The sequence below is a fragment of the Rubripirellula reticaptiva genome, assembly GCF_007860175.1.
GTDB classification, from domain to species: domain Bacteria; phylum Planctomycetota; class Planctomycetia; order Pirellulales; family Pirellulaceae; genus Rubripirellula; species Rubripirellula reticaptiva.
Genome location: NZ_SJPX01000001.1, coordinates 1,549,923 through 1,572,228 on the forward strand (window position 1 = coordinate 1,549,923; position 22,306 = coordinate 1,572,228).

Below are 22,306 nucleotides of genomic sequence, written 5' to 3' on the forward strand. Positions count from 1 at the left end.
GTTTCGAATTTCCTGTCGTTTCCCAAATCGGCTCTGCCGCTGTCATAATGCCGACGATGCACACACCACTGATTCCTGCCGATCCCGCTTACGTCCGAAAAGCCCCTGAACTACTGGCTCCGGCCGGCGACTGGCAGTGTGTGAAGGCCGCGATTGAAAACGGCGCCGATGCGATCTATTTCGGGCTCGACTGCGGATTCAACGCCCGTTACCGAGCACAGAACTTCGGAATCTCGGATCTGCCGGAACTCAGCAAGACGCTTCGCGGACGCGGAGTCAAAGGCTACGTGACACTGAACACTCTCGTGTTTCCGTCGGAGATGTTGGCGCTGGCGAAAGTGGTCGAGAGCATCGCATTGGCCGGCATTGATGCGGTCCTGGTCCAGGATTTTGGTGTCGCACGTTTGGTTCGCCAAATCTGTCCCGAGCTCGAAATTCACGCTTCGACTCAGATGAGTTTGACCAGTGCCGAAACGATCGCGGTCGCGGCAGATCTTGGACTGTCCCGAGTTGTCGTAGCGCGTGAGTTGTCGATCGAAGAAATTCGCAAGATCACATCTGCGACGGAAATGCCGATCGAAATTTTCATTCACGGTGCGCTGTGCGTTGCCTATTCAGGACAGTGTTTGACCAGCGAGTCTTTGGGCGGCCGAAGTGCTAACCGTGGTCAGTGTGCCCAGGCTTGTCGATTGCCGTACGAGTTGGTCGTTGACGGCGATGATCACCACTTGGGCGACGTGAAGTATTTGCTTAGCCCGCAAGATTTGGCCGGCTACGCTGCGATCCCGGATGTCATCGACGCAGGTGTCGCTTCGATCAAAATCGAAGGCCGTTTGAAGACGCCCGAGTACGTCGCCAACATCGCTGGCCACTACCGGCGGGCGATTGACGAAGCAATGGTAAGCGGTCGGGTTAGCGTCGACGAAGAAGCGCAGCGAGAAATGGAGTTGTCGTTCTCGCGTGGCTTTTCGCCAGGTTGGTTGTCGGGCAACGATCATAAGCGGCTCGTGCCTGGATTGACGTCGTCAAAGAAGGGCGTGCGAATCGGCGAAGTGCTAAGCACCTCGCAAGGCGAACTAGAAGTTCGTCTTGAAGCCCCCGTCTCTCTTGGCGACGGACTGGCGATCGCGGGCTCGGGCGGACAAGACCAGCAAGGCAGCCGAATTTACTCGATCGCCGATCAGTCGGGCGAATCGTTGAAGTCAGCAGACTCCGGTTCGTTGGTTCGTATTGGACTTGGTCATGGCGAAATTGACTGGTCCGAAATCCAGCTCGACGCGGTCGTTTACAAAAACGATGATCCGAAATTAAACCGCCGGTTGCGCATGACTTTTTCCGGCGAAGATCCCAACGGTCGCCAGACACTAGATATGAAGGTTGTCGCGGTGGCTGGTCAGCCGTTGGCTGTTGAAGCTCGTTTGGCGGGTGGGCGAACGTTTTCGGCGGTCGGTGACACACCGCTGGACGTTGCCCACAATCGCCCGGCCGATAAAACGGTACTGCGAGAAAAGCTGGGGCGACTAGGCGGAACCCCGTTTGTGCTGGGCGACCTTGCCGTCAAAATCGAAGGCCAACCGATGGTCCCGATGGCGATGTTAAACCAAATACGGCGAAGCTTGGTCGAGACGATCCAAGCGGGGCTAGCAATACCACCGATTCGAATCACGTCGGTCGATTCCGCTCGCACTTGGGTGGCGCCGATCGTTTGCGATGTTGATGCACCCGCTTCGCCAAAGTTGTCGGTGCTGTGTCGCACGATGGAACAGTTGGAATCAGCGTGTCGCGTGGGCGTGGACATGGTTTACGCCGACTTCCATGATGTGCGAATTTATCGCAGCGCGGTCGATTTGGCCAAAGACCTTGGTACACCAATCGGTATCGCCACGGTACGAATGCAGAAGCCGGCCGAGATGGGACTGCTTCGAGTATTGACTCGGCTTGCGCCCGATGTGATCTTGGCTCGCAATTTAGCAGCCATTGATTTCGCCCGCCAAAACTTTGAACACGTCATTGCAGACTTCTCGTTGAATGTCACCAATCATCGCTCCGCTGAATGGCTTCGCGATCAAGGGGCGGCACGTGTCACGGCATCGTACGATTTGAATCGCGAACAACTGATCGATTTGGTCGATTCGCTTCCATCCAATTGGCTAGAAGTGGTGATGCACCAACACATGCCGATGTTTCATATGGAGCACTGTGTGTTTTGCGCTGTGATTTCGCCAGGGACCAATAAAACGAATTGTGGGCGTCCCTGTGACCGTCATATCGTTCAACTTCGTGATCGTGTCGGTGCCGAGCATCCGCTGCAAGCCGACGTTGCCTGTCGGAACACGCTTTACAACGCGACGCCGCAAAGCGGTGCCGAGGTTGTCGGTGACCTGATACACCGCGGCGTCGAGTGGTTCCGAGTCGAGATGCTCGAAGAAGACGCTGCGACGACCAAAACAACGCTGGGGGTCTACAAGAAATTGTTGTCGGGCCAAGTTACCGGCCGAGAGGTCTGGCAAACGTTGAACGCGTCAAACCGATTGGGTGTGACCCGGGGAACCCTTGAAACTCAACGCAATCCGTTGGCGATCTTGTAGCTGTCGATGGTTATACTGACGTTTCGTTGGTCAGCATCCGATTGAATGGTTGGCTGAAAATCACGGGAGCCGCAAGCTGCTGTCGCAGTGAACGAATTCCTTCGCATTGCATCGGGTTTGCGAGCAGTTCGAACAGTTGAGTTTCAGTTAGCGGCGCTGAGAAATAGTAGCCTTGTACCGCGTCACATCCCCATTCTCGCAGCGCATCGAGTTGCTGTTTCGATTCGACACCTTCGGCAACAATTTTGGCGCCCAGGTTGTGCGACAGTTGGACAATCGCCTGAGTGATTGCGGCATGACCACGATCGGTGGCAATCGATGCAGTGAAGCTGCGGTCAATCTTGACCGTTTCAATCGGGTAACTTTGGAAGCATGTCAGCGACGACTGCCCCTTGCCAAAGTCGTCGATATGGATACCGACACCGGACTGATGAAGGTTCAACAGTGTCTGCAACGCTAGTTCGCGGTGTCGCGGATCGTAGGACTCGTTGACCTCTAGTTTTAGGCGTTGGCGACAGAATTGCGTTCGTGCCAAAATCTGATTGAGTCGTTCAAGGAAGAATGGATCGTTGAGCTGTCGCCGTGACGTATTGACGCTCATGTAAAGGTCGTCATGGGATCCAGCGGGAAGCTGCGAAATCACTTTGGTGAATGCGATCATCGAGTGTTCAAGGACCCACTCGCCAACCTTGCCGATCAATCCGATTTCTTCGGTCATCGGAATGAAATCGCATGGCGAAATGTAGACGCCTTGTTCATTTTTCCACCGCATCAACACTTCGATACCTTGGATCCGCGCATCACTCAAGCGAACAATCGGTTGGTAGTTCAGTTCGAATGCTTCTAAGTCGACGGCGCGGCGAAGCTGGTTTTCGAGCTCCATTCGAGCGACCACATCGGCGTGCATGGAACGATCGAAGACCGCGATTCGTCCCTTTCCCGAATTCTTGGCCCGATACATCGCGGTGTCTGCGTTGCGAAGGACAATGTGCGCATCGGTGGTTTGACCGCAGGTGTAGGCAATTCCGACGCTCGTTCCCACAGTAACTAGGCGGCCGCAGAGGTGAAACGGTTCTGAGATCTTTTCGACGATCCGATTGGCGATCATGATCGCATCCCGATCATCGGCAAGCTTTTCAAGCAGCACCACAAATTCGTCACCACCAAGTCGAATCGTTTCCTCGTCAGAATATCGGCCGGTTGTATCGCAGTCTCGAACGCACTCCTTCAGACGCGTTGCGACTTGGTTGAGTAGGTCGTCGCCCGCGTTGTGGCCGAGGCTATCGTTGATGATCTTGAAGTTATCGAGATCCAAGAACAGCACTGCGTTGTCAACGCAATCACCAACCGATCTCTGTTGGATGATTTCGTCAAGCTTTTTCAAAAGGTACGGACGGTTGGGAAGCTGCGTTAACGCATCGCGATGCGCCATTGCCCGCATTTCTCGTTCTGCACTGCGGCGTTTGACCACTTCGTGTTCAAGTTTTTCGAGTTCGCGTCGCTGAATTTTTTCTAGCCGACTCTTCTCGCTCAGTGCCAACGCAAGCTGTCTCGCCTCGTCCGTTTCAAATGGTTTTCGAAGCAGCAAAAGTCGATCGTTTCGCCCCAATCGATCGAGTACGTGGTCCCACGAATGATCGCTGTAGGCAGTGCATACAACGACTTGCAAATTGGCATCAATCTCCCAGATTGCTTCGATTGTTTGTAGTCCATCCATGCCCGCCGGCATGCGCATATCGACAAACGCAACGCTGAACCGATTGTCTTGCGCTATTGATGCGGTGACCAAGGCGATGCCCTCATCGCCACTATGAGCGTGTGTCAGTTGGTAGCCGACTGGATTTGGACTCTCGGCACAGTTGGGCTTGGCATCGCTGGAATCAATGCTCGGCTTTAGAAATCTTGATTCAAAATCCGACAGCGCGTCATCCACCTGCTCCTTTGGGGAAAAGAGTCGTTTGAAGGTGTCGTGAATTTGCTGTTGATCATCGACGATCAGAATGCGACGAGTTTCGTTGTAGGTCATGATGGCACTCTGTGGTGTGTTGTTGCGGCCGTATCGCTTGGATGGGGCGAGTTGGTCTTTGGCCGAGCCAGTTGGATGACGAATTTCGAACCTTGATTCATTCCGTCGCTAGTCGCATGGATCGAACCGCCCAATTGCTTGATCGTGTTCGCACAGAAGTGCAGTCCAAGGCCCGTTCCACCTTCACGCAGGGTGAAGTGTGCATCGAAGACGCGGGCGAGAGTCTCGGGTGTCATGCCGCAACCGGAATCGCTAATCGCGATGTGAAGATCGTCTGAATTTTGAGTCAACTTGATCGTCAGTGTTCGCGAATCGGGCTGCGAATGGGTCATTGCCTGCGTCGCATTGCTGATAATGTTAATGATCGTTTGCAGCAAAAGTGACGCGTCGCCGATAGCGGTCATATTGGGGTCGCCGATGATTGCGACGCGTACTAAGTTTTCGTTTAGTCTTGCTTCGCAGCACGCGATTGCGTCACTAAGAACCGAGGCGATGTCGACCGTCCGATATTCGATCTTGTGATCGGCGTATTTTTGCTGATCACGAATGACGTCATGAATGTGTTTGACGTTGTCATTCAGCGTCGCCAGTATTTCAGCCAACGAGTCTTTGTCGGACTTCCATTTTATCGCGAGCCCTTCAAGGTACTTTGGGGTCGCTTGCATCAGTTCAGGCGATCCGTCTGGTTCCTGCAATTGGCACGCGAGCATTTGCAATGGTTCGACACGCAGCGTTCCAACTCGATTGGTTGCCGTGTCAATCAGGCTGTTCACATTGGTCAGCACGTTGCCGACGTTGTGGATCACGGTTGCGGCAACTTCACTGCGGCCGGACGCTTGGGAGGCATCGGAAAGCTGTTGCTGAGTCTCATTAAGCCGCTTGATCATCGCATCGAACGCTCGCGAAAGATCGCCGATTTCATCGTCGCAGTCGAGTGCCAATGGTGATGGAGTGGCCCCGTCGACGCCCACGCTGTTAAAGTGATCGCGAACGCAATTCAGTGGACTGACCACGAGGAATTGTAGGATCAGCAACAACGATAGAATTGCCGAGACGCTACCAAGGATGAACAAGTTTCGTGCCAGAGAAAAAGTATGATCGGCACGAGAAACAATTTGGTGAGGCAGACGAATGAAGATGTTTGCCGAACTTGGCTGTGGTGCCGCTTCTGACGCATCGGATGTGCTAGAAGCAGCCGTCGATATGTCGGCTATTGGCACGCAAGGCAAGGGGAACTCTACCATCAATGCGTCTGCTGTTTCCCAAAGGACCATCGAGTCGGAAGAGTTTGGTTGTTTGGGTGGTTGTATTGAAAAGTTGACTTGGGTTTGTTCGCGAATCCGGGCCAGGAAGTTAGCTGTGAACTTACGTCCGACCATCAATTGACGCGAGGCTGGTGAAGTGGATAGCGAGTCTGGATTTGCGATGGGGATCGGTGATGCGGAAAAGAATGCCAAGCAACTGTTTTCAGTCCTTAGAATGCCACTTGGATCGTTGCTGTTGTCGTTGCTCTGCTTGTTCGAAGTCGACGTTGCGACGAGTTGCAAAAGCTTGGCAATGGTGGGGTCTGAATCAAATTCTTGACCGTGCAACCACAGAGTTGTTCCGTCACTGTCCACGATGCAGGCCCAAAGCAGATTGGTGTTATTCCAATCTGCCGAATTCGCGCTTGCCAGACTCGTCGCCCAGTGTTGGTTGAGATCCTTGAAGTGTTCGAGTTCGCCTTCGATTGCGGCCCGGACTCGGTGGGCATCGCGAATCGCAGACGACCTTTCGAGCACCATGAATTCGGGACTGATCACAACGTGCCCAACGATTTCGTTCACCGTTAGTATCGCCAAAAACATGGCAGCCAATGCAAGGACCAACTTGCTTCGTAGCGAGCCTCGGTTGGTTCGCAGCATTCGAGCCTTCGGTTGGGCCGCGCTGGTACTCAATTCGCGAACCGCGGCTGCGTTGAAGAGCGACGTCAGTCGTGGAAGGCTCGGAAACATTGCGGCAGGAACGTGTTGAGAGTCAAGAGGGTCGGCTCCCAAACCTAGGTTCGTGCTAGCGAATGTCGCTCGCGATCTTGAAGTTGACCGGCATCATCTCATCGTGTCATGACGATTAAATCGGACTGTGACGATTGCAACGATCATGTTGGGCAATGGCTATTGTGAAAGGTTGGGAACCGCTTCTCGATAGTACTTTCGCGCGGCCGGGTGGAAAGCGAGTCCCTGCCATTCGGCTGCCCGGCGGCGGGGTATCAGGCCGATGCAAGGCGCGGGATTTTCATACAAGGCTTCCAGCATCGCGGTAACCAGTTCACCGGGCGTGTCATCGCGAGCGGCCAGGAACGCGGTTGTTCCGACCGTCGGAATTCCACCAGGTGGCAATTCAATCCCCGGATGATCGGCGGCGTCGATCGACATCGGTCGTAACGTCGGGTGTTGGAGCGCGATTTGGACACCCTCGGTCACGGGCACCAATCGCCACTTTCCGCCGGCCAGCAAGCCCGTCACGATTGGACTGCCACGACCGATACAGATCATTGCGACATCGGCGCTCGCGTCGGTGTTTTTCTCAGTCGTGGCAAGGTCATTCCAAGCGAGGACTTCACGTCGAACGGCTTGATCGTCAAGTTCAAGTGAGTCGAAAACCAAGTCTGCGGTTGTTCGGGATCCACTGCCTTCGGGTCCCACCGCGATGCGGTGTCCGGCCAAATCGGCCATTGTGGCAACATTCGAGTCTCGCCTCGCCAGCACATAAAGCACTTCGTAAAAAAGCGGCGCTACCACGCAAAGGTCGTCGCCATTGATGACTGACGCTTGCATCGGAGCGAGGTCGATTTGGTAATTCATCAGCCGGCGCCGATTGTCCAAAGATCCGTTGCTTGTCACCACTTCGGTGAAAGTGCCGTATTGGCGATCAATACGGGCACCCAGTGCCGATGATAGGGTGCTGTAGATACCGCCTTCGAGACCGCCGGCGATGCGTACGTTCTTGGGAATCTTGTCCTTGTGCTGGTACCACATCGTGGCGAATCCCGCAGCCGTAATTGGTGCCAACAAGAGCACCAATAACATCGCTGCTTGAAAACGTCGGTGTTGATCGGAGGAATGCAGCACTCGGCGTCCGGTCAGAGCACCAACCAGCGGGACACCTTCGAGCCAATGCCAAGCCTTGATTGCCGCAGAACGCGGGCGTGCCTGGATGGGACGTCCGTCCAGGTGCGCGTCGAGTTCGTCGGCCAATTCACCAGCGGTTGCGTAGCGTTTTGCTTGCTGTTTTTCCAAGCATTTGGCGACGATCGTTTCCAAGTCGACCGGCGCATCGGGGCGCAGCGATCGCACCGGCGGAGCGGGGTCGTGGATCACTTTTACCAGTGCTTGCATGACTGTGTCGGCGACAATTGGCGGACGTCCGGTCAGGGCTGCAAACAGAATCGCACCAAGCGCATAAACGTCGCTCTGGGGACCAGCCGTATCGCTTTGCCCGCCGGCCTGTTCGGGCGACATGTAGTGAGGAGTCCCGATCGCGTCGCCACTGCCCGTAATACTGCTTTCGTTATCGATGTGTTTAGCCAGCCCAAAGTCGGTGACTAGCACTTCGTCGTTTTCGTTGATTAGAACGTTGGCAGGTTTCAGGTCGCGGTGTAGGACGCCTTTTTCATGCGCGTGTTGGATGGCGCGGGCAACATCGCGAACGTATCGGGCTGCCTCGCGGACGGACAGGGTTTCACCGTTGATCTTTTTTTGCAAGTCGGTGCCGCGGACAAATTCCATCGAAAAGAAATGGTGACCGGCGCGGCGGCCAAACTGGTGGACTGAGACAATGCCGGGGTGATGCAGTCGCGCCGCGGCTTGAGCTTCGGTATAGAAACGTTTTACTTCTGCTTCACCCGCCAACATCCCACTGCGAATCATCTTTACCGCGACCAAACGATCCAGTTCGGTTTGCTTGGCCAAGTAGACGACGCCCATGCCGCCTCGGCCGATCACTTCCAACAGCAAATAGTCGCCCAGATCAAAAGGCAGGGTTGGGCCGGGGTCGCCTTCGGCACGATAGGCCATCGGCAACGTGGCTGCCGGATCTTCGCCGGATTCGCCAGCATTGGGGGCGTGCAACGCAATTGTTTCGGCGCCGCCATCGGTGATGGCGGGCGTTGAATCCGACGGGCCGAGTTTCGGTGGTCCGGCCGACGTCATGCTTCCGATCATGTCTGCGGCATCGATCAGTTCTTGTAACTGGCTCGAAAGTTCCGGGTACTTTGCTAAGAATTCTTCACGGCTCTCGATACCGCCCTCGTCGCAACTTCGCAGGTAAGCGGCGAAAGCTTGATCGAGCGGATCGGCGGGTTGCGGTTCAGTCTTTTCCGAATCGTCCGGCATTCAAAAGCTTCGCTACAAAGGTGGGGCAGTTCAAATACAGAGGCTGGAAAAATGGTTGGCCGAGGCGCGCGGGTTCTGCAAACTAATTTTTGCAAACCCAGGTTCTGCAATGACTAAAACCATGGGCAATCGTCCGCGGATAGGATCGTTCTTAACTTTTGCAGTCCTCTCTTTAGCAGTCCGGCCACGGCGGTGTCTGACTTTCCCATACGTTCGACAATTTCAGCAAGCGCCAGTCCCTCCATATAACGCAATCGGATGGCTTCGGCTTGCGATTCGGGAAGTTGGTGAAGGGCCTCGACAAGGGCTAACACGGATTCGCTGCGAATCGCAACGCCGCTCGGGCTAGTGGTGCTGCCGGGAAGTTGCCCCAACCATCCGGCGCCCGAGTCTTGATTGGGCGAAGCCGGCGCAAGATTGACTTCGCGTTTGACTGACCGTTTCTTGGTCGTGATGTGACGCGTCACAGCAGTCGCGACGTTGTTTTTTAGCATCCCTCGAAGCCACCCGGCGAATTCTGCCGGAGTTTCGCCGCGGAATGCATGCAGATCCCGTTTGGCTTCCAAAAAAGTTAGCTGAACAATGTCGGCCGGATCGACGCGGCGACGCAGTTGTTCGGACAAGTAACGGTGTGACAGCATCAACAGGTAACCGCGATACTGTTCCAGCAGGCGACCAAAGGCTTCGTTGTCACCCTGTTTGGATGCGACGACGAGCTGAGTCGTTGACATGTCGAGTTCCAGGATGCGAGGAAATTGGCTGACGAAGAGCGTTTTTGGGAGATTGTGGCTGGCCGTTCGAGTGGAAACTTCTATACGCGACCGCCAGACCTCCTACAATCTAATCGATCCTGCTGCCCACGCTCACCCAAAAGGAAACTCGATGCTGCCCCGCCGATCGAAAAGATCTGAACCCACTCCACTGACAAGTTGGATTTTCGCCGCAAACGCAGCCTGTGTGTTGGGGCTGGCCGCTGTGTCTGGTTGCGGCAGTTCGGATTCGGCCACTTCGTCCACCGTTCCACCGGAATCAGAATTAGCTTTGGAAACGGCAGGTGCAGGCCAGGCCAATTCAGCCGCTGCGGCGGCGGTAGATGCCAGCGTTGACGCACCTGGCGTTATGGAATTGCCAGCGGACTTGGTGCCATCCACGTCTGAACCGGCACCGAAATCGAGCGGCGGTTTCGAAATGCCCGACAACGCTACGGTGCCTCAAGCGAAAACGAAGTCATCAGATGCTTTTGATGCGGCGGTAAACTACGCCAGTTGGGACGAGATCCGAAGCCAGGCCTCATCGACTGGAAAAATTACCGTCGTCGACCTCTGGTCGTTGTCGTGCGAACCGTGCCTGAAAGAGTTTCCAGAACTGGTCAAGCTGGCCAAATCCAGTGGCGGTTCGGTTCAGTGCATTGCTGTGAATCTGGACTTTGACGGTCGCAAGAGCCGCCCGCCAGAGCACTATGCAGACCAAGTGTCCACATTCTTGTCGTCCGTCGGCGCCGACGGTTTTCCGACGTACATCTGCACTACCCCAAGCGACGATGTTTATGCTGCAGCCGATATCGATTCGATCCCCACGGTCATGATCTTCGGCGCCGATGGCAATCCGGTCAAGGTTTTCGTTGATGCCGGAGAAACAATCGGTTTCACGTATGAAAAAGATGTGCTGCCACTGCTGGCGAAATTAGCTGGCTAAACGTCCTTCGTGGATGGCACCGCTAGCCATTTCAATTTGCTTGCACGGCTTGCTGCAACAACGCTTCGATCCGCTGGGCGGTCGTTGCCATGTTGTGACGCGTTTGAATCATCCGTGATGCCGCGACGACACGCTGCTTGGCTGATGATGGATCCGCCGCAAATTCGAGGATGGCATCTGCCAGCGAGTCTGGCGAATGAGGGTCGGCCCACAGAATTGTCGGTTCGTCGTGTTCCAATTCGATGGTGCCGCCGGCGCGAGTCGCAATCACTGGTGTGCCCAATGACATCGCTTCCAAAACGACGTTGGGCATGCCCTCAAAGAGTGACGGCAGTACCAGTGCATCGGCGGCGGCGATCCACTTGGCTGGTTGATCAATCCGGCCCATGAATTCGATGACGTTGGTTCGAGGCGACGCATTCCAGCGCATTTCCAAGTCGTGTCGGAGCGGCCCGTCGCCGATCAGCCGCAGCCAGATCTTGGGAAGTTGGCGGGTTGTTTTATCCAGCATGATCATCGCGTCGATTAAATCACGGTGACCTTTTTCTGCGGTCATTCGTCCGACGCAAACGAGTGACAAGTTGTCGTTGTGGTCGTCGATCGCAGGCTCCGCGGAGATCGATTCCTGAAGCGAATAGGGATCGACCGGATTTGGAATCACTTCGATGATTTGCTTGGTAAGTCCATAGTACCGGTGCGCCGATTCGGCGGCTTGTCGGCTAACCGCGACGACGCGGAACGAGTCTCGGTAGGCTTTGGCGAGTCTACGGCGTTTGAGTTCAACAAAACGTGATTCGACCAATGGCAAGGCGTGTTCGGGTGGGCTGACAATTGTCGAAACGCGTGGCACCCCGATCGCTTTTGCCGCCGGTCCCGCGATCATGGTCATGTGGAAAGTGCGATCATAGATCACGTCGATCGACTGTGATTTCAGTATCGATCGAAGATGCCGAACTTGGCGACGAAGTTCGCGGCCGGGGAAGTACATTCCGGTCCGCGGCGGCGCATCTTCAAAAGAATGGACGTTCACGTCCGCGGGAATTCGCGACATCAGATCACCGTCTCGGTGCAGGACATACAGATGCGGAGTGAATCGTTTTCGATCCAGGTGACGCAGCAGCAAGAGGGTTTGTTGTTCACTGCCGCCGCCCCGCATCGAGCTGATCATCAACAGCACATGTATCGGTGCACCCTTGGCGTCATTCACTGGGCAGCTCGACTTCCGCCCAAACCAATCGGTGATCGCTGGCCGAAATCCATTTCGATTCCGGGTTGCCCTTAGCTGGCCAGAAGACTTCGGCTTGCTTCACGGCTAGCCCAATGCTGGGAAGGACATAGTCGATACGCATGTTTCCACTGCGACCAAATTCAGCCGTGTCGAGTAACGGATCGCCTTTGAGTTTTTCGCCTTGATAGCCACCACCCGCTTCGGCTCCACCGCGGCTGCTGGGTTTAGGATCGGACAACAATGGATTTCTAAGCAACGTTTCGATGGCGTCGAAACGACTGTCGCCGTCTTGAGGGTCACTGTTCAAGTCGCCCGCAATGAAGAATAACGCATCGGTTGCAAGTCCACCTGGACGCGATTGATCGTCGATCAAAAAGGCCGCGGTTGGGTTCTGCGTGTACTCATTCCAGAAACGTATCTCGTCGTGGTTGCGGCAGCCATTGCGATCTTCGGGGCCATCAAAAACTGGTGGCGTAGGATGACTTGCCAGCACATGGATCACATGGTCGCCAACGCGGACCGAAACGTCGATGTGGTTTTTGCTGGACAGTCGTAGTGAGTTCCAGGTCGCCTCGTCGTAATAAGATTCGTTCGATTTCGGATCGGTCGGCCGCAACGCGCCCGGCATACTTTTCCAAAGCAGTTTTTGAAAGGTTCGAATATCATCGGTGTCGATTGGAAAACGGCTCAGCACAGCCATCGAATATTGGCCTGGATAGATACCGAATCCGAAAGCATCGGCGGGGCCGCCGGTTGATCCATCACTATCCAAGTCCATCCCCGTTGGAATGCCTGTGTTGCTGGGTGCGGAATAGATAAACGGGTAGTCGATCGGCTGCAGATTGCCCTGTCCAACTGCCAGATATTTTTCCGCCAGCAGAGTTACTGTTTCGCCGCCCGCATCGTGATCAATCTCGTTTAGCAACAAAATGTCGGGACGAACCGTTTGAATGATCGATGCGATTTTTTCGGCTTGGCGAAAAGTGCCGGTGGCTAGTCGGTCGCGAACTTCGCCAGCTTTCTTTCCGTACAGCGAAGTGTTGTAAGTTGCGATGCGAATTGTCTTGGGAAACTCTTCGGCGGTTGCGCCCAGGGATCCGGCGCCGGACATGATCGTCATGGCTGTAAGTGCGAGAGTCGCGATTGATCGAGTGAGGTTCATCGTGGATGTTATGACGTGAGTCGGCGAAATGACGGCTTGCCGAAGTGGGCTCGCCGGTCAAAGTTAGGTGCTTAGCTTAACCCTTTTTCTCCGGCAACGGATCTGCACCTGATGAATGCTGTCGACATGGATCCCGCTTCAATCGCGCCAACGGAACTTCACCGAATCTTGGGCGGACGCCCACTGTCCGGCGATCGGGCGAGCTTTTGTGTTTGGTCGCCGACTTCCGATCGGGTCGACGTTCACTTGGTGGGTTCCAAGCGAACTGTGCCCCTGGCGAAAACCGATGGTGGTTATCACGCCTGTGTGATCGACGGTGTCAAAGCCGGCGATGGCTATTTTTACCGGTTTGACGGCGGCCCCGATCGGCCCGATCCGGCTTCGCGTTATCAACCCAATGGAGTCCATCAGGCCAGTGTTGTCGTTTGCGACTCGTTCGATTGGACAGACAAAGAATGGCGAATCCCGCCTCGTGAAGATTGGGTGATTTACGAACTGCACGTCGGGGCGTTCACCGGCGCTGGTACATTTGTCAGTGCGATCGATCGATTGGACGAATTGGTCCAGTTGGGTGTGAACGTGATCGAGCTGATGCCGGTGGCGGATTCAGCCGGTCGATGGAATTGGGGGTACGACGGAGTCTGCCTATTTGCGCCCAATCGCAACTACGGTTCGCCCGACGATTTTCGCCGGCTAGTGGACGCTGCGCACATGAAAGGCTTGGCTGTTGTTTTGGATGTGGTTTACAACCACTTGGGGCCCGAAGGAAACTACTTGGGCGAATCGGGACCGTATCTTTCGGCAAAGCATCACACCGTTTGGGGATCGGCGCCTAACTTTGATGATCCGGTCCATGGCGAGCAATTGCGTCGGTTCTTCATCGCCAACGTAATTTATTGGTTCGATGAGTTTCATTTAGACGGGCTTCGCGTCGATGCGATTCACTGTATGACCGATACCAGCGATCGTCACATTGTTCGCGACATGTCCGACGCGGTCGCCGAGTGGTCATCGCAGACGGGACGCGCGGGCGTGTTGATCGCTGAATCGAACGTTCATGATGACCAGATGTTAGTGCCAACGGCCGATGGCGGATGCGGATTCGACGCGCAGTGGAGCGACGATTTTTTGCACAGCCTGTTTGCCGTCGTTCGTCCTGGCGAGCAACTTTCGTCGCGATCTTACGAACCGGGTATGGACCTGGATCAAGTGTTACGTATGGGATACGTGTACGCCGGAACGCTGGTCGATCAACGTGGTCGCCGACCGCTTGGTGATCGAGTCGACACGTCGGGTTTAATCTACAACATTCAAAACCACGACTTCATCGGCAACCATCCGCTGGGCCAACGGCTGCATCAATTAACGTCATTGGAAACGCAAGCGGCCGCGGCAACGTTGCTCATGCTTTCGCCCGGTATTCCTATGATTTTCATGGGCGAGGAATTCGCATGTGAACAGCCATTCGGTTTCTTTGTCGATTTTGGTGACGAAGCGACTCGTCAAGCTGTGGTTGAAGGTCGCAAACGCGAGTATCCACAGCATGATTGGTCGGGTGGAGCATCGCCGATCGACGCCGCCGCTTTCTTTCAATCCAAGATTGGGCCTGCCGCAGCGGGAACGGCAACGATGCGACAGTGGTATCAAACGCTAATCGCAACTCGACGAGATTGGTGTGGCCGAGGTTTGATCAGTGGTGACAACGTCGAAATTCAAACCAATGTCGACGCAGGTCTATTCTTAATGCGTTACCGTTACCAAGGAAACGTCGGAACCGTCGCGGTTCGATTGTCAGACGAGCGATCCAAAAGCGACAAGATCGAATTTGAATGGGAGGGAAAACTGATTTTGGATTCGCGAGAAGAGTCCGGTGTTAACGAAAACGAACTGTTGCGAAATCACGCGAAAGTCTTCTGGACTTGATCGAGTCCTCCAGCCGTTCGTAATTGACACAGCGCGCGGCGGTGCTGGTCGCCAATCGAATGTTGGTTGTTCAAATAGGCTTTTGCGAGTCAAATTTCTAGCGGCCGTCGAAATCGAGCCAGGTTTGGGTTTCTCTAAGAATTTCTGTTTATGCAAATTGTTGTGATCGGCGCTGGTGCCGCTGGGTTGTTGGCGGCTGCGGAAGCGGCTCGTCGTGGCGCCCAGGTCATCCTGTTAGAAAAGAATACAAAAACGGGTGTCAAAATTTTGATGTCCGGTGGAACTCGCTGCAATTTGACTCACAACACCGACGCTCGAGGAATCTGCGAAGCGTTCGGACACGCCAAGCGATTTTTGCAGCCCAGCGTCGGCGCGTTTCCGCCCGTTGACGTGGTCGCAATGTTTGCCGAGGCCGGTGTGGCTACCAAAGTCGAGTCGACGGGGAAGATTTTTCCGGAAAGTAATCGGGCGATCCAGGTTCGTGATGCGCTGCACCAAATGGCAGTCGACGCCGGTGTCCAGATCCGGCTGCAATCGGGTGTCCAGGATGTACATCGGACCGAAACAGGCTGGAGCGTAAAGACCGAAGCAGAATCGATTGCGGCCGACCGGGTCATTGTCACTGCTGGCGGAAGAAGTTGGCCTGGATGCGGGACAACGGGCGATGCTTACCGATGGCTTAGTGAACTTGGGCACACGATTGTGACTCCTCGGCCGGCTCTGGTTCCCTTGGTTGGTGGCAACCAGTGGATGCATGATTTATCGGGCGTCACGCTTGAGGACTGTGTCGCCACCGTTCGGAATCGCGAAGCGAAACGGAAGCAGGCTGCGATGGTGCGGCGTTCGTCGTGGTTGTTTACACACTTTGGCTTTTCGGGGCCTGCCGCAATGGATGTCAGCGGCGTGATGACGGCGGCTTCGTCGATGAAAGAAGTTCGTTTGGAGTTAGATCTTGTGCCGGAATGGGATGACGCCAAACTTGAATCTACCTTGTCGGATCGGAAAACGGATGGCGGCCGTCGCCGCGTCGCCGCCGTGATGAGTCAGTGGATGCCGAACCGCTTGGCTGATGCGGTGACCCAGTTTGCTGATGCCGATCACACGATCGCCGAACTTCCAGCGGCAAATCGTCGTCGCTTGATTGACGCGATCAAGCGGCTGCCCATTCCCGTTTCAGGCACGCGGGGGTTCGACAAGGCGGAAGTCACCGCGGGTGGCGTCACACTCAAGGAAGTCGACTCGCGAACGATGGAAAGCCGTATCTGCAAAGGCTTGTACATTGCCGGCGAAGTCCTGGACGTCGACGGTTGGATCGGCGGTTATAACTTTCAAGCAGCCTTCGCGACTGGACGAGCCGCAGCGATTGCGGCAGCAACTTGAACCAAGTCTGTTTACCTTCCCTGATATCCGCAGCCCATTATCCCATTCGCCATGCCTGATTTGATTGCTCAAGGGCCAAACGCCAAGGACCGTTGGCGGCGTGAACTGCCGGCGCCGACATCGCGGGTTGATATCGTTGTCGGACGCGCAGAATCCGATTGGAACGTGCCTTGGGACGGTGCGATTTCACGTAGCCATGTGCGAATTCGGTCACTGGCCGGTGATCGTATCGAAGTCCACAAGATCAAGGGTTCTCGTAACCCCGTCTATCATCAGGGCCAGCAAAGTGAATCCTTCACCGTTGTTGCGGGGGACCATTTTGTGATCGGTCAAACGACGTTCACGTTGGTCAATCGCCCCGGCACGGCCGGCGCATCGGCCGCGTCAGGTTCGTCAGGGAAGCCTGGTGATGTGACCGAGCACGCGTTCGATCATCAAATGCTAAGCCGTCGACACTTTCGCGATTCAGCTTCGCGGATCGAGATGCTAAGCCGATTGCCCGATCTGATTTTGGGCAGCCACAGTGACGAGGAATTGTTGGTGCGTGTCACCGGCGTCTTGTTGCAGGCGACGCCGTCCGCGTCGGCCGTTGCGATCGTGGCAGTCGACGCAGACTCTGACAACGTCAATATTCTGCACTACGACAATCGTTCGCTCGGTCGCGTCGAAACGCCGGTGAGCGAGCGGTTGGTGCATTCGGCGACCCACAAACGTGAAAGCGTTTTGCATTTGTGGTCCGCGGGCGCCGCCGAGATGGCTGCATTCACGGCTGCCGACGAAGTCGATTGGGCGTTCTGTGTTCCCCTGCGTAGTGAAGCGTGTCCAGGTTGGGCGATTTATGTGACCGGCCAATTGGTGTCTGAATCAGGATTGGACATTGGTCAATCCATGCAAGAGGCGCCGGATGACTTGGAAGACGACGTCAAGTTTGCTGAGCTCGTCGGTACCACGATTGCAAACCTGCGACAAAGTCGACGACTGCAACGTCGCCAAACCGAACTGCGTCACTTCTTTGCACCGGTCGTCATGGAAGCGATGGCGGGACGCGATCCGGACGAGGTGCTGAAGCCTCGCGAGGCCGATTTGTCGGTGATGTTTTGCGACTTGCGAGGTTTCTCGCGAGCGAGTGAACGCGACTCGAGTGATCTGTTGGATTTGTTGGCGAGAGTCAGCGATGCGTTGGGCGTGATGACTCGGCGGATCCTGGATTCTGGTGGAGTCATTGGTGACTTTCACGGTGATGCGGCGATGGGGTTTTGGGGTTGGCCTCTAAACCAAGATGACAGCGCCATTCGCGCGGCCACGGCGGCATCGTTGATTCGATCAGACTATCGACGCCAAGCGGACGCCGGTGGATTCCGCTGTGGAATCGGCATCGCGACAGGCCGCGCCGTCGCTGGACGTATCGGCACCGTAGATCAAGTCAAAGTCACTGCATTCGGACCGGTCGTGAATTTGTCTTCAAGATTAGAAGGTATCACCAAAGCATTCGGCGCCGAAATTGTGATCGACCAAGCGACCGCAGACGCTATCGCTGCCTCGAGTGAAAAACGATTTCGCGTTCGCAGGTTGGCAACCGTACGTCCGGCTGGATTTCAAAACTCAGTCCAAGTTTGCGAACTCTTGAACGTGGACGAAGCCAACTCGCCATTGTTGTCGGACGAACAAATCGCAATTTACGAGTCAAGCTTGGATGCACTGATTGAAGGCAACTGGGATCAGGCGTACGAGATGCTGCATGGTTTGCCGGTTTGGGATCGTCCCAAAGATGCGTTATTGTCGACGATTTTGAAACATAACCGTACGGCGCCACAGGGTTGGGACGGTATCATCGACATGCCCAAGCTTTGAATGGAACGATGAACCGACCACCTGTAAGCGAACCGATGCCCGATGAACCTGCGATTGCTGGACGTGATCGATTGGATCTGTCGCCCGCTGTTTGGGTCGCAATCGCAGTGGTGGCTTTCTTGGGATTGCGTTCGGCGTTGGTGAACTCTTCGTCCAACGCGGTTTTGAATTATCGAGGTCGCGGCGAGTGGATCCCGATTCGTAGTAGTGATTCACCGCAGGTGTTTACGTCGCTGGGTGTTCAAGTCAATTTGCCGATCGGGTGGACGTATTTGGCTCAAACAGATAACGACCGGGCCGTCCGACCTACGTTCGTCAACGAATCACGCCGCTGCATCGTGAAGCTGTTTCCGGCTCCCGGGCGTGACCTGTTTGAATCGGTCGCGGTAGTCCCGGACTTGCGAGCAGACCAGGCGAACGCTGAAAAAATGTTGGAGTCGAAGAATAAAGGAGCGAACCAATCGGCCACGATCTCCGATCCGCGATTTGCCGTATCAAGTGCTCGAGTTCGTTGGGCACAAGTTCGGCAAACGATTCGGATCGAAGTCTCCGACGGCAACGGTGGTAAATTGCCGTTGGCCTGGAATCAGATTGATCCGCGAAAGATCGGCCAATGGAGTGACGGGATCAGCCAAATCGGTTTGGTCGCGATCGCCGACCCCACGGATAATCGGTCATCTCAAGCGATCGATGAATTTTGTGCCAGAATCGAGGTTTTATTGCAAAATAGCGGTTCGAATATTCCGCTGGCGCCCACTCTGCGAATTCAGCAAGAAGACTAGAATGGCGTCGAGCTTGCCTATTCGCTCTGACCCGGTTCTTTTGTCCTGTTTACGCATTTCTTGGATCTCCATGTATCGCGTTCGCCCGCTTTTCGCCCGATTGCTGTTCGCATCAATGGCGTTTATCACAGTTTTCTCAAGCACCACTCGGGCCCAGTGGTCCAGTGGTGACCGCCAGCGGCTGGCGTCTGAGTTGGAATTGGCGGCTAAAAATCTGGATCCGAGCCAATTTCCGGCTGTCGCTGAATCGTCAGCCGCGGTGGTTTCGTCGATCAACGCGGCGGAGCTGTTTTTTGCTCAGCAAACCGACCCGGCGAACGGTGCAGCGTGGTTGGAGTATTTGGATTTGAACCCGTTGCGCGAGTTGATTGCGTCAGAGGCTTCGGCAACGGACATCGCTCGCGAAGCGATCAGTTTGCGTTTTCGACTCGTCGGCACGACGCCAGGATTGGAACTGTCAAAGTTGATGTTGCTTCGCCGCGACCTAGAACGACTGATTGAAGCAGTTCGTTTGCGCGACGCCGACCGAGCCGAAAAAGCGGTCGCCAAGCAAATGGAATCGCTCGCCGAAAAAATCCGCGAAATGGATGACAGCCCTTCCGCAGACGATGTCTCTACGATTGGCGCGGTGATCGGATTGTTGCATTCGTCGGGTCAAGCGTCTGGTTTAGTTGAGTCGTTTCGAAATCAATTCAGTCGTCCCAACATGGCCATCTTGATCGATGAATCGATGGTTCAGTCGGCGATCAATCGCGGCGTCAACCAATCGCGTCCGGTACGCGACTGCATTTTGGGAACTCGCATTGTTGGCAATGCTTCGCTCAATGGTGTGATCACCGCCGACCTGTTGCCGTCGATCGGCGAAGTCCGTGTCCAAGTGGCGCTAGCGGGATGTGTGTCGAGTCAGAACACGGGCTACAACGGGCCGGTACGGTTGCAAACTTCGGGAACTGGGACGGTCAACGTGTCTCGTTTGTTGCACATCAGTGAAGCAGGAATTTCGGCAGACAACGCGTTTGTTCAAGCAACGCTGAACACAAACATCGACGCGATCGAGCATCGTTTGCGATTGGTCCGCCGGATCGCTCGCAAGAAAGCCGCCGAACAGAAACCGAACGCCGATCGAATCGCGGTCGAGAAATTGCGCAGCCAAGTTGGTGCCCAGTTTGTCGAGCAGACCGATTCTGCAACCGCAGTTTCGCCACCGGATGTGCTGGGCAACGTTCGCCCTGTCTTGAAGCGTTTGTCGCTTGACGAACCGGCCCGTTTGTGGGGATCAACCGACCAAGAAATCTTCATCGACTCGACTTTCCGCCGGCATGACCAACTCGGATCCGTCGTCACCCGTCCGGCAATCTTCGCTGCCTACGACGCCGCGGTTCAGCTTCACGAGTCAGTGGTTGATAACGCCATGACACCGCTGTTGGCTGGCCGAACGATGCGAGAAGGCGACTTCGAAGGATTGATCGCCGAAACCGGTCTGCCAATCGAGACGCAGGCAGGTGTAGCCGAGAGTGGTTCGTCGGTTCTGGCCGACGAGAACACGGATAGCGAAGATGGCGACGAAGACCAGGATCCATTCGAGATTGACTTCGCAAATCTGCGGCCGATCATCTTCGAAGCCCGCGATCAAACGGTTCGTGTCGGCGTACGGGGAACTCGTTTCGCGCAAGGCAAACGCGAGCTCAAACAAGCGATGGAAATCACCGCGGTTTACGAGTCAGCGCGTGCCGAAGACGGACGCGTGTTGTTGCTGAGAAAGGGTGACGTGGACGTGTCGTTCCCCGGACCGGGAAAACGGCTGAGCGTGAGCCAAGCCGGTTTGAAACGCACGATCCAAAAGAAGTTTGACGACGTCTTTCCAGCGGTCCTGTTGGACAAGTCGATGACTGTTCCGATGACGTCAAAGTTGGAATCGCTTCGCGGCCGTGTCTTCCGTCCCGAGCTGGTTGAGGCCAATGACGGTTGGTTGACCGTCGGCGTCGGCCAAATCGACTAAAGCTCTGTTGGATAGGACGCCGTCGATCTGCTTCGATCGGTATCCGATTTCGCCACAAACTCTCGCCCTCGCCCACGTTTTGTGGCCTAGGTTTTGATCAGGCGGTCGCTGCGCGGCCACTTTGGTAACCCAGAGTTTGTTTGTATCGATAATCCGGATTGCGTCGGCGTCTGATGAGTTCAACTTCCACTTTGCCCGATTACTTGATGCGTTGGGATCATCACCAAACGCCGGAATTGATGCGCGATGTGGTTCAAACTTCGCACCGCCTGACCGAAATTTCGCTATTTACAGATGAAGGTTTGGCGGCGCTGATCGATTGCTATCCGCATTCGATGGTCGAAGTCACGACGATGGGAAACAATCCCGTCTACCCCAGCCAACTGCGTCGCGGTGAATTAGGACCCATCGGTGGGCAATCACTGCTGGACTTGGTCCGTGGTGGACGCTTTCGTATCGTCCTGAAGAACACAAATCAAATGAGTTCGTTTTTGCAGTTGATTACAGATCGATTGATTGGCGAATTGGCCGAGAGTCAGAACATCGATCAGACCCATTCGCATCAAAGCGACCTCGTGATCGAGTCACCCGGCGCGATGACCTATTTGGATTGCGACGGAATCCCAACGGTCCGTTGGCAGATCCGCGGTTCTCATCGCATTCTGAAATATCCTGTGTCGCCGTCGGACACGCCAGGATCCGGCGCTCCGTTATCTGGCGTGTCGGCCGCCGCGATCGAGGATCGCGTGTGTGGCAGTTTTCGGCATCGCACGTCGCTCTACTACGAACCATTGTTGGAAGATCAAGCGACCGAAATCGAAGTCGTCGCCGGAACCATGGTTTGCATGCCTGCTTTCGCACCGCATCGCGGAATCGCTAATGGTGCCGAAGGAATGGGCCCGTTAAGCGTCTCGTTGCTGACTCGGTTTTTTGACGACCGATCACGCGGCCGATATGAAACGGTCGTCGGCAATCAAACTTTCCGCAGACTCGGTGGTTCTTCGTTGGTGTTTGACGCCAACGGATTGCTGGCAGGATTCGACGCTTTGGGATCATTGAAACGATTCGTAGCTCGCCGATTTCACCAATCAACACTTGGCAGATCCGCTTTGCCAACCGCTGCCGATCTGCTTGATCCGACGTTTCAAGTGAATCCCGCCGCTGATCCGTTCGACCGAGAACTCACGCAATCCTCATCCGACATGCCGGCGAGTTCTGTCGCGCAGGCAAACACTTCGACGGCTCTTTTTCCGAGCTTGTCCTTTCCAAACGCTACCTCCCTGTTCACTTAATACGAGA

Annotated in this window: 14 protein-coding genes; 8 read left to right on the top strand and 6 right to left on the bottom strand. The window is 55.3% G+C overall.

Annotation, left to right across the window (positions count from 1 at the left end):
- Positions 1-56: 56 nt before the first annotated feature.
- The gene (locus Poly59_RS05485; RefSeq protein ID WP_146533000.1) at positions 57-2,588 is read left to right on the top strand and encodes a U32 family peptidase; all 2,532 of its coding nucleotides are present in this window, start codon (positions 57-59) and stop codon (positions 2,586-2,588) included.
- 10 nt (positions 2,589-2,598) lie between these two features.
- On the opposite strand, the gene Poly59_RS05490 is transcribed toward Poly59_RS05485, so the two are convergent.
- The 4 genes from Poly59_RS05490 to Poly59_RS05505 form a co-directional block, all read right to left on the bottom strand.
- On the bottom strand, positions 2,599-4,614 hold the full coding sequence (locus Poly59_RS05490; protein ID WP_146533001.1) for an EAL domain-containing protein: 2,016 nt from the start codon (positions 4,612-4,614) through the stop codon (positions 2,599-2,601).
- Entirely contained in the window at positions 4,611-6,608 is a 1,998-nt protein-coding gene (locus Poly59_RS05495; RefSeq protein WP_146533002.1) for an ATP-binding protein, read from the bottom strand. Before Poly59_RS05495 ends, Poly59_RS05490 begins: the two co-directional genes overlap by 4 nt.
- A 159-nt stretch (positions 6,609-6,767) precedes the next feature.
- On the bottom strand, positions 6,768-8,987 hold the full coding sequence (locus tag Poly59_RS05500; protein WP_146533003.1) for a serine/threonine-protein kinase: 2,220 nt from the start codon (positions 8,985-8,987) through the stop codon (positions 6,768-6,770).
- A gap of 113 nt (positions 8,988-9,100) precedes the next feature.
- Positions 9,101-9,718, bottom strand: coding sequence for a sigma-70 family RNA polymerase sigma factor (locus Poly59_RS05505; protein WP_146533004.1), 618 nt, complete (start codon positions 9,716-9,718; stop codon positions 9,101-9,103).
- Between the two features lie 151 nt (positions 9,719-9,869).
- On the opposite strand from Poly59_RS05505, the gene Poly59_RS05510 reads away from it, so the two are divergent.
- The gene (locus Poly59_RS05510) at positions 9,870-10,682 is read left to right on the top strand and encodes a TlpA family protein disulfide reductase (RefSeq protein WP_146533005.1); all 813 of its coding nucleotides are present in this window, start codon (positions 9,870-9,872) and stop codon (positions 10,680-10,682) included.
- A gap of 31 nt (positions 10,683-10,713) precedes the next feature.
- On the opposite strand, the gene Poly59_RS05515 is transcribed toward Poly59_RS05510, so the two are convergent.
- Both Poly59_RS05515 and Poly59_RS05520 read right to left on the bottom strand, forming a co-directional pair.
- A complete protein-coding gene (locus Poly59_RS05515; RefSeq protein WP_246151399.1) occupies positions 10,714-11,889 on the bottom strand; it encodes a glycosyltransferase in 1,176 nt (391 codons plus the stop codon).
- Positions 11,882-13,072, bottom strand: a complete 1,191-nt coding sequence (locus Poly59_RS05520; protein WP_146533006.1) for an endonuclease/exonuclease/phosphatase family protein — start codon at positions 13,070-13,072, stop codon at positions 11,882-11,884. The genes Poly59_RS05515 and Poly59_RS05520 overlap by 8 nt, the downstream gene beginning before the upstream one ends.
- A gap of 111 nt (positions 13,073-13,183) precedes the next feature.
- Here Poly59_RS05520 and treZ point away from each other — a divergent pair, with 111 nt between their 5' ends.
- From treZ to Poly59_RS05550, 6 genes are all read left to right on the top strand, one after another.
- Positions 13,184-14,995, top strand: coding sequence for a malto-oligosyltrehalose trehalohydrolase (treZ, locus tag Poly59_RS05525; RefSeq protein WP_146533007.1), 1,812 nt, complete (start codon positions 13,184-13,186; stop codon positions 14,993-14,995).
- A gap of 150 nt (positions 14,996-15,145) precedes the next feature.
- The gene (locus Poly59_RS05530) at positions 15,146-16,375 is read left to right on the top strand and encodes a BaiN/RdsA family NAD(P)/FAD-dependent oxidoreductase (protein ID WP_146533008.1); all 1,230 of its coding nucleotides are present in this window, start codon (positions 15,146-15,148) and stop codon (positions 16,373-16,375) included.
- Positions 16,376-16,426: 51 nt separating this feature from the next.
- Positions 16,427-18,226, top strand: a complete 1,800-nt coding sequence (locus Poly59_RS05535) for an adenylate/guanylate cyclase domain-containing protein (RefSeq protein ID WP_146533009.1) — start codon at positions 16,427-16,429, stop codon at positions 18,224-18,226.
- An 8-nt stretch (positions 18,227-18,234) separates the two neighbouring features.
- Complete coding sequence (locus tag Poly59_RS05540) at positions 18,235-19,008, top strand: hypothetical protein (RefSeq protein WP_146533010.1); 774 nt, start codon at positions 18,235-18,237, stop codon at positions 19,006-19,008.
- 70 nt (positions 19,009-19,078) lie between these two features.
- Positions 19,079-21,007: a hypothetical protein gene (locus tag Poly59_RS05545; protein ID WP_146533011.1), complete on the top strand. Its 1,929-nt coding sequence runs from the start codon at positions 19,079-19,081 to the stop codon at positions 21,005-21,007.
- Positions 21,008-21,180: 173 nt separating this feature from the next.
- Complete coding sequence (locus tag Poly59_RS05550) at positions 21,181-22,299, top strand: hypothetical protein (protein WP_146533012.1); 1,119 nt, start codon at positions 21,181-21,183, stop codon at positions 22,297-22,299.
- The last annotated feature ends 7 nt before the right edge of the window (positions 22,300-22,306 follow it).

Bases quoted from the DNA above. Each gene is read 5' to 3' on its own strand.
- Poly59_RS05495 (WP_146533002.1), bottom strand. From the start codon at position 6,608: ATGTTTCCGAGCCTTCCACGACTGACGTCGCTCTTCAACGCAGCCGCG.
- Poly59_RS05505 (WP_146533004.1), bottom strand. From the start codon at position 9,718: ATGTCAACGACTCAGCTCGTCGTCGCATCCAAACAGGGTGACAACGAA.
- Poly59_RS05485 (WP_146533000.1), top strand. From the start codon at position 57: ATGCACACACCACTGATTCCTGCCGATCCCGCTTACGTCCGAAAAGCC.
- Poly59_RS05490 (WP_146533001.1), bottom strand. From the start codon at position 4,614: ATGACCTACAACGAAACTCGTCGCATTCTGATCGTCGATGATCAACAG.
- Poly59_RS05520 (WP_146533006.1), bottom strand. From the start codon at position 13,072: ATGAACCTCACTCGATCAATCGCGACTCTCGCACTTACAGCCATGACG.
- treZ (WP_146533007.1), top strand. From the start codon at position 13,184: ATGAATGCTGTCGACATGGATCCCGCTTCAATCGCGCCAACGGAACTT.
- Poly59_RS05535 (WP_146533009.1), top strand. From the start codon at position 16,427: ATGCCTGATTTGATTGCTCAAGGGCCAAACGCCAAGGACCGTTGGCGG.
- Poly59_RS05545 (WP_146533011.1), top strand. From the start codon at position 19,079: ATGTATCGCGTTCGCCCGCTTTTCGCCCGATTGCTGTTCGCATCAATG.
- Poly59_RS05500 (WP_146533003.1), bottom strand. From the start codon at position 8,987: ATGCCGGACGATTCGGAAAAGACTGAACCGCAACCCGCCGATCCGCTC.
- Poly59_RS05550 (WP_146533012.1), top strand. From the start codon at position 21,181: ATGAGTTCAACTTCCACTTTGCCCGATTACTTGATGCGTTGGGATCAT.
- Poly59_RS05540 (WP_146533010.1), top strand. From the start codon at position 18,235: ATGAACCGACCACCTGTAAGCGAACCGATGCCCGATGAACCTGCGATT.
- Poly59_RS05510 (WP_146533005.1), top strand. From the start codon at position 9,870: ATGCTGCCCCGCCGATCGAAAAGATCTGAACCCACTCCACTGACAAGT.
- Poly59_RS05530 (WP_146533008.1), top strand. From the start codon at position 15,146: ATGCAAATTGTTGTGATCGGCGCTGGTGCCGCTGGGTTGTTGGCGGCT.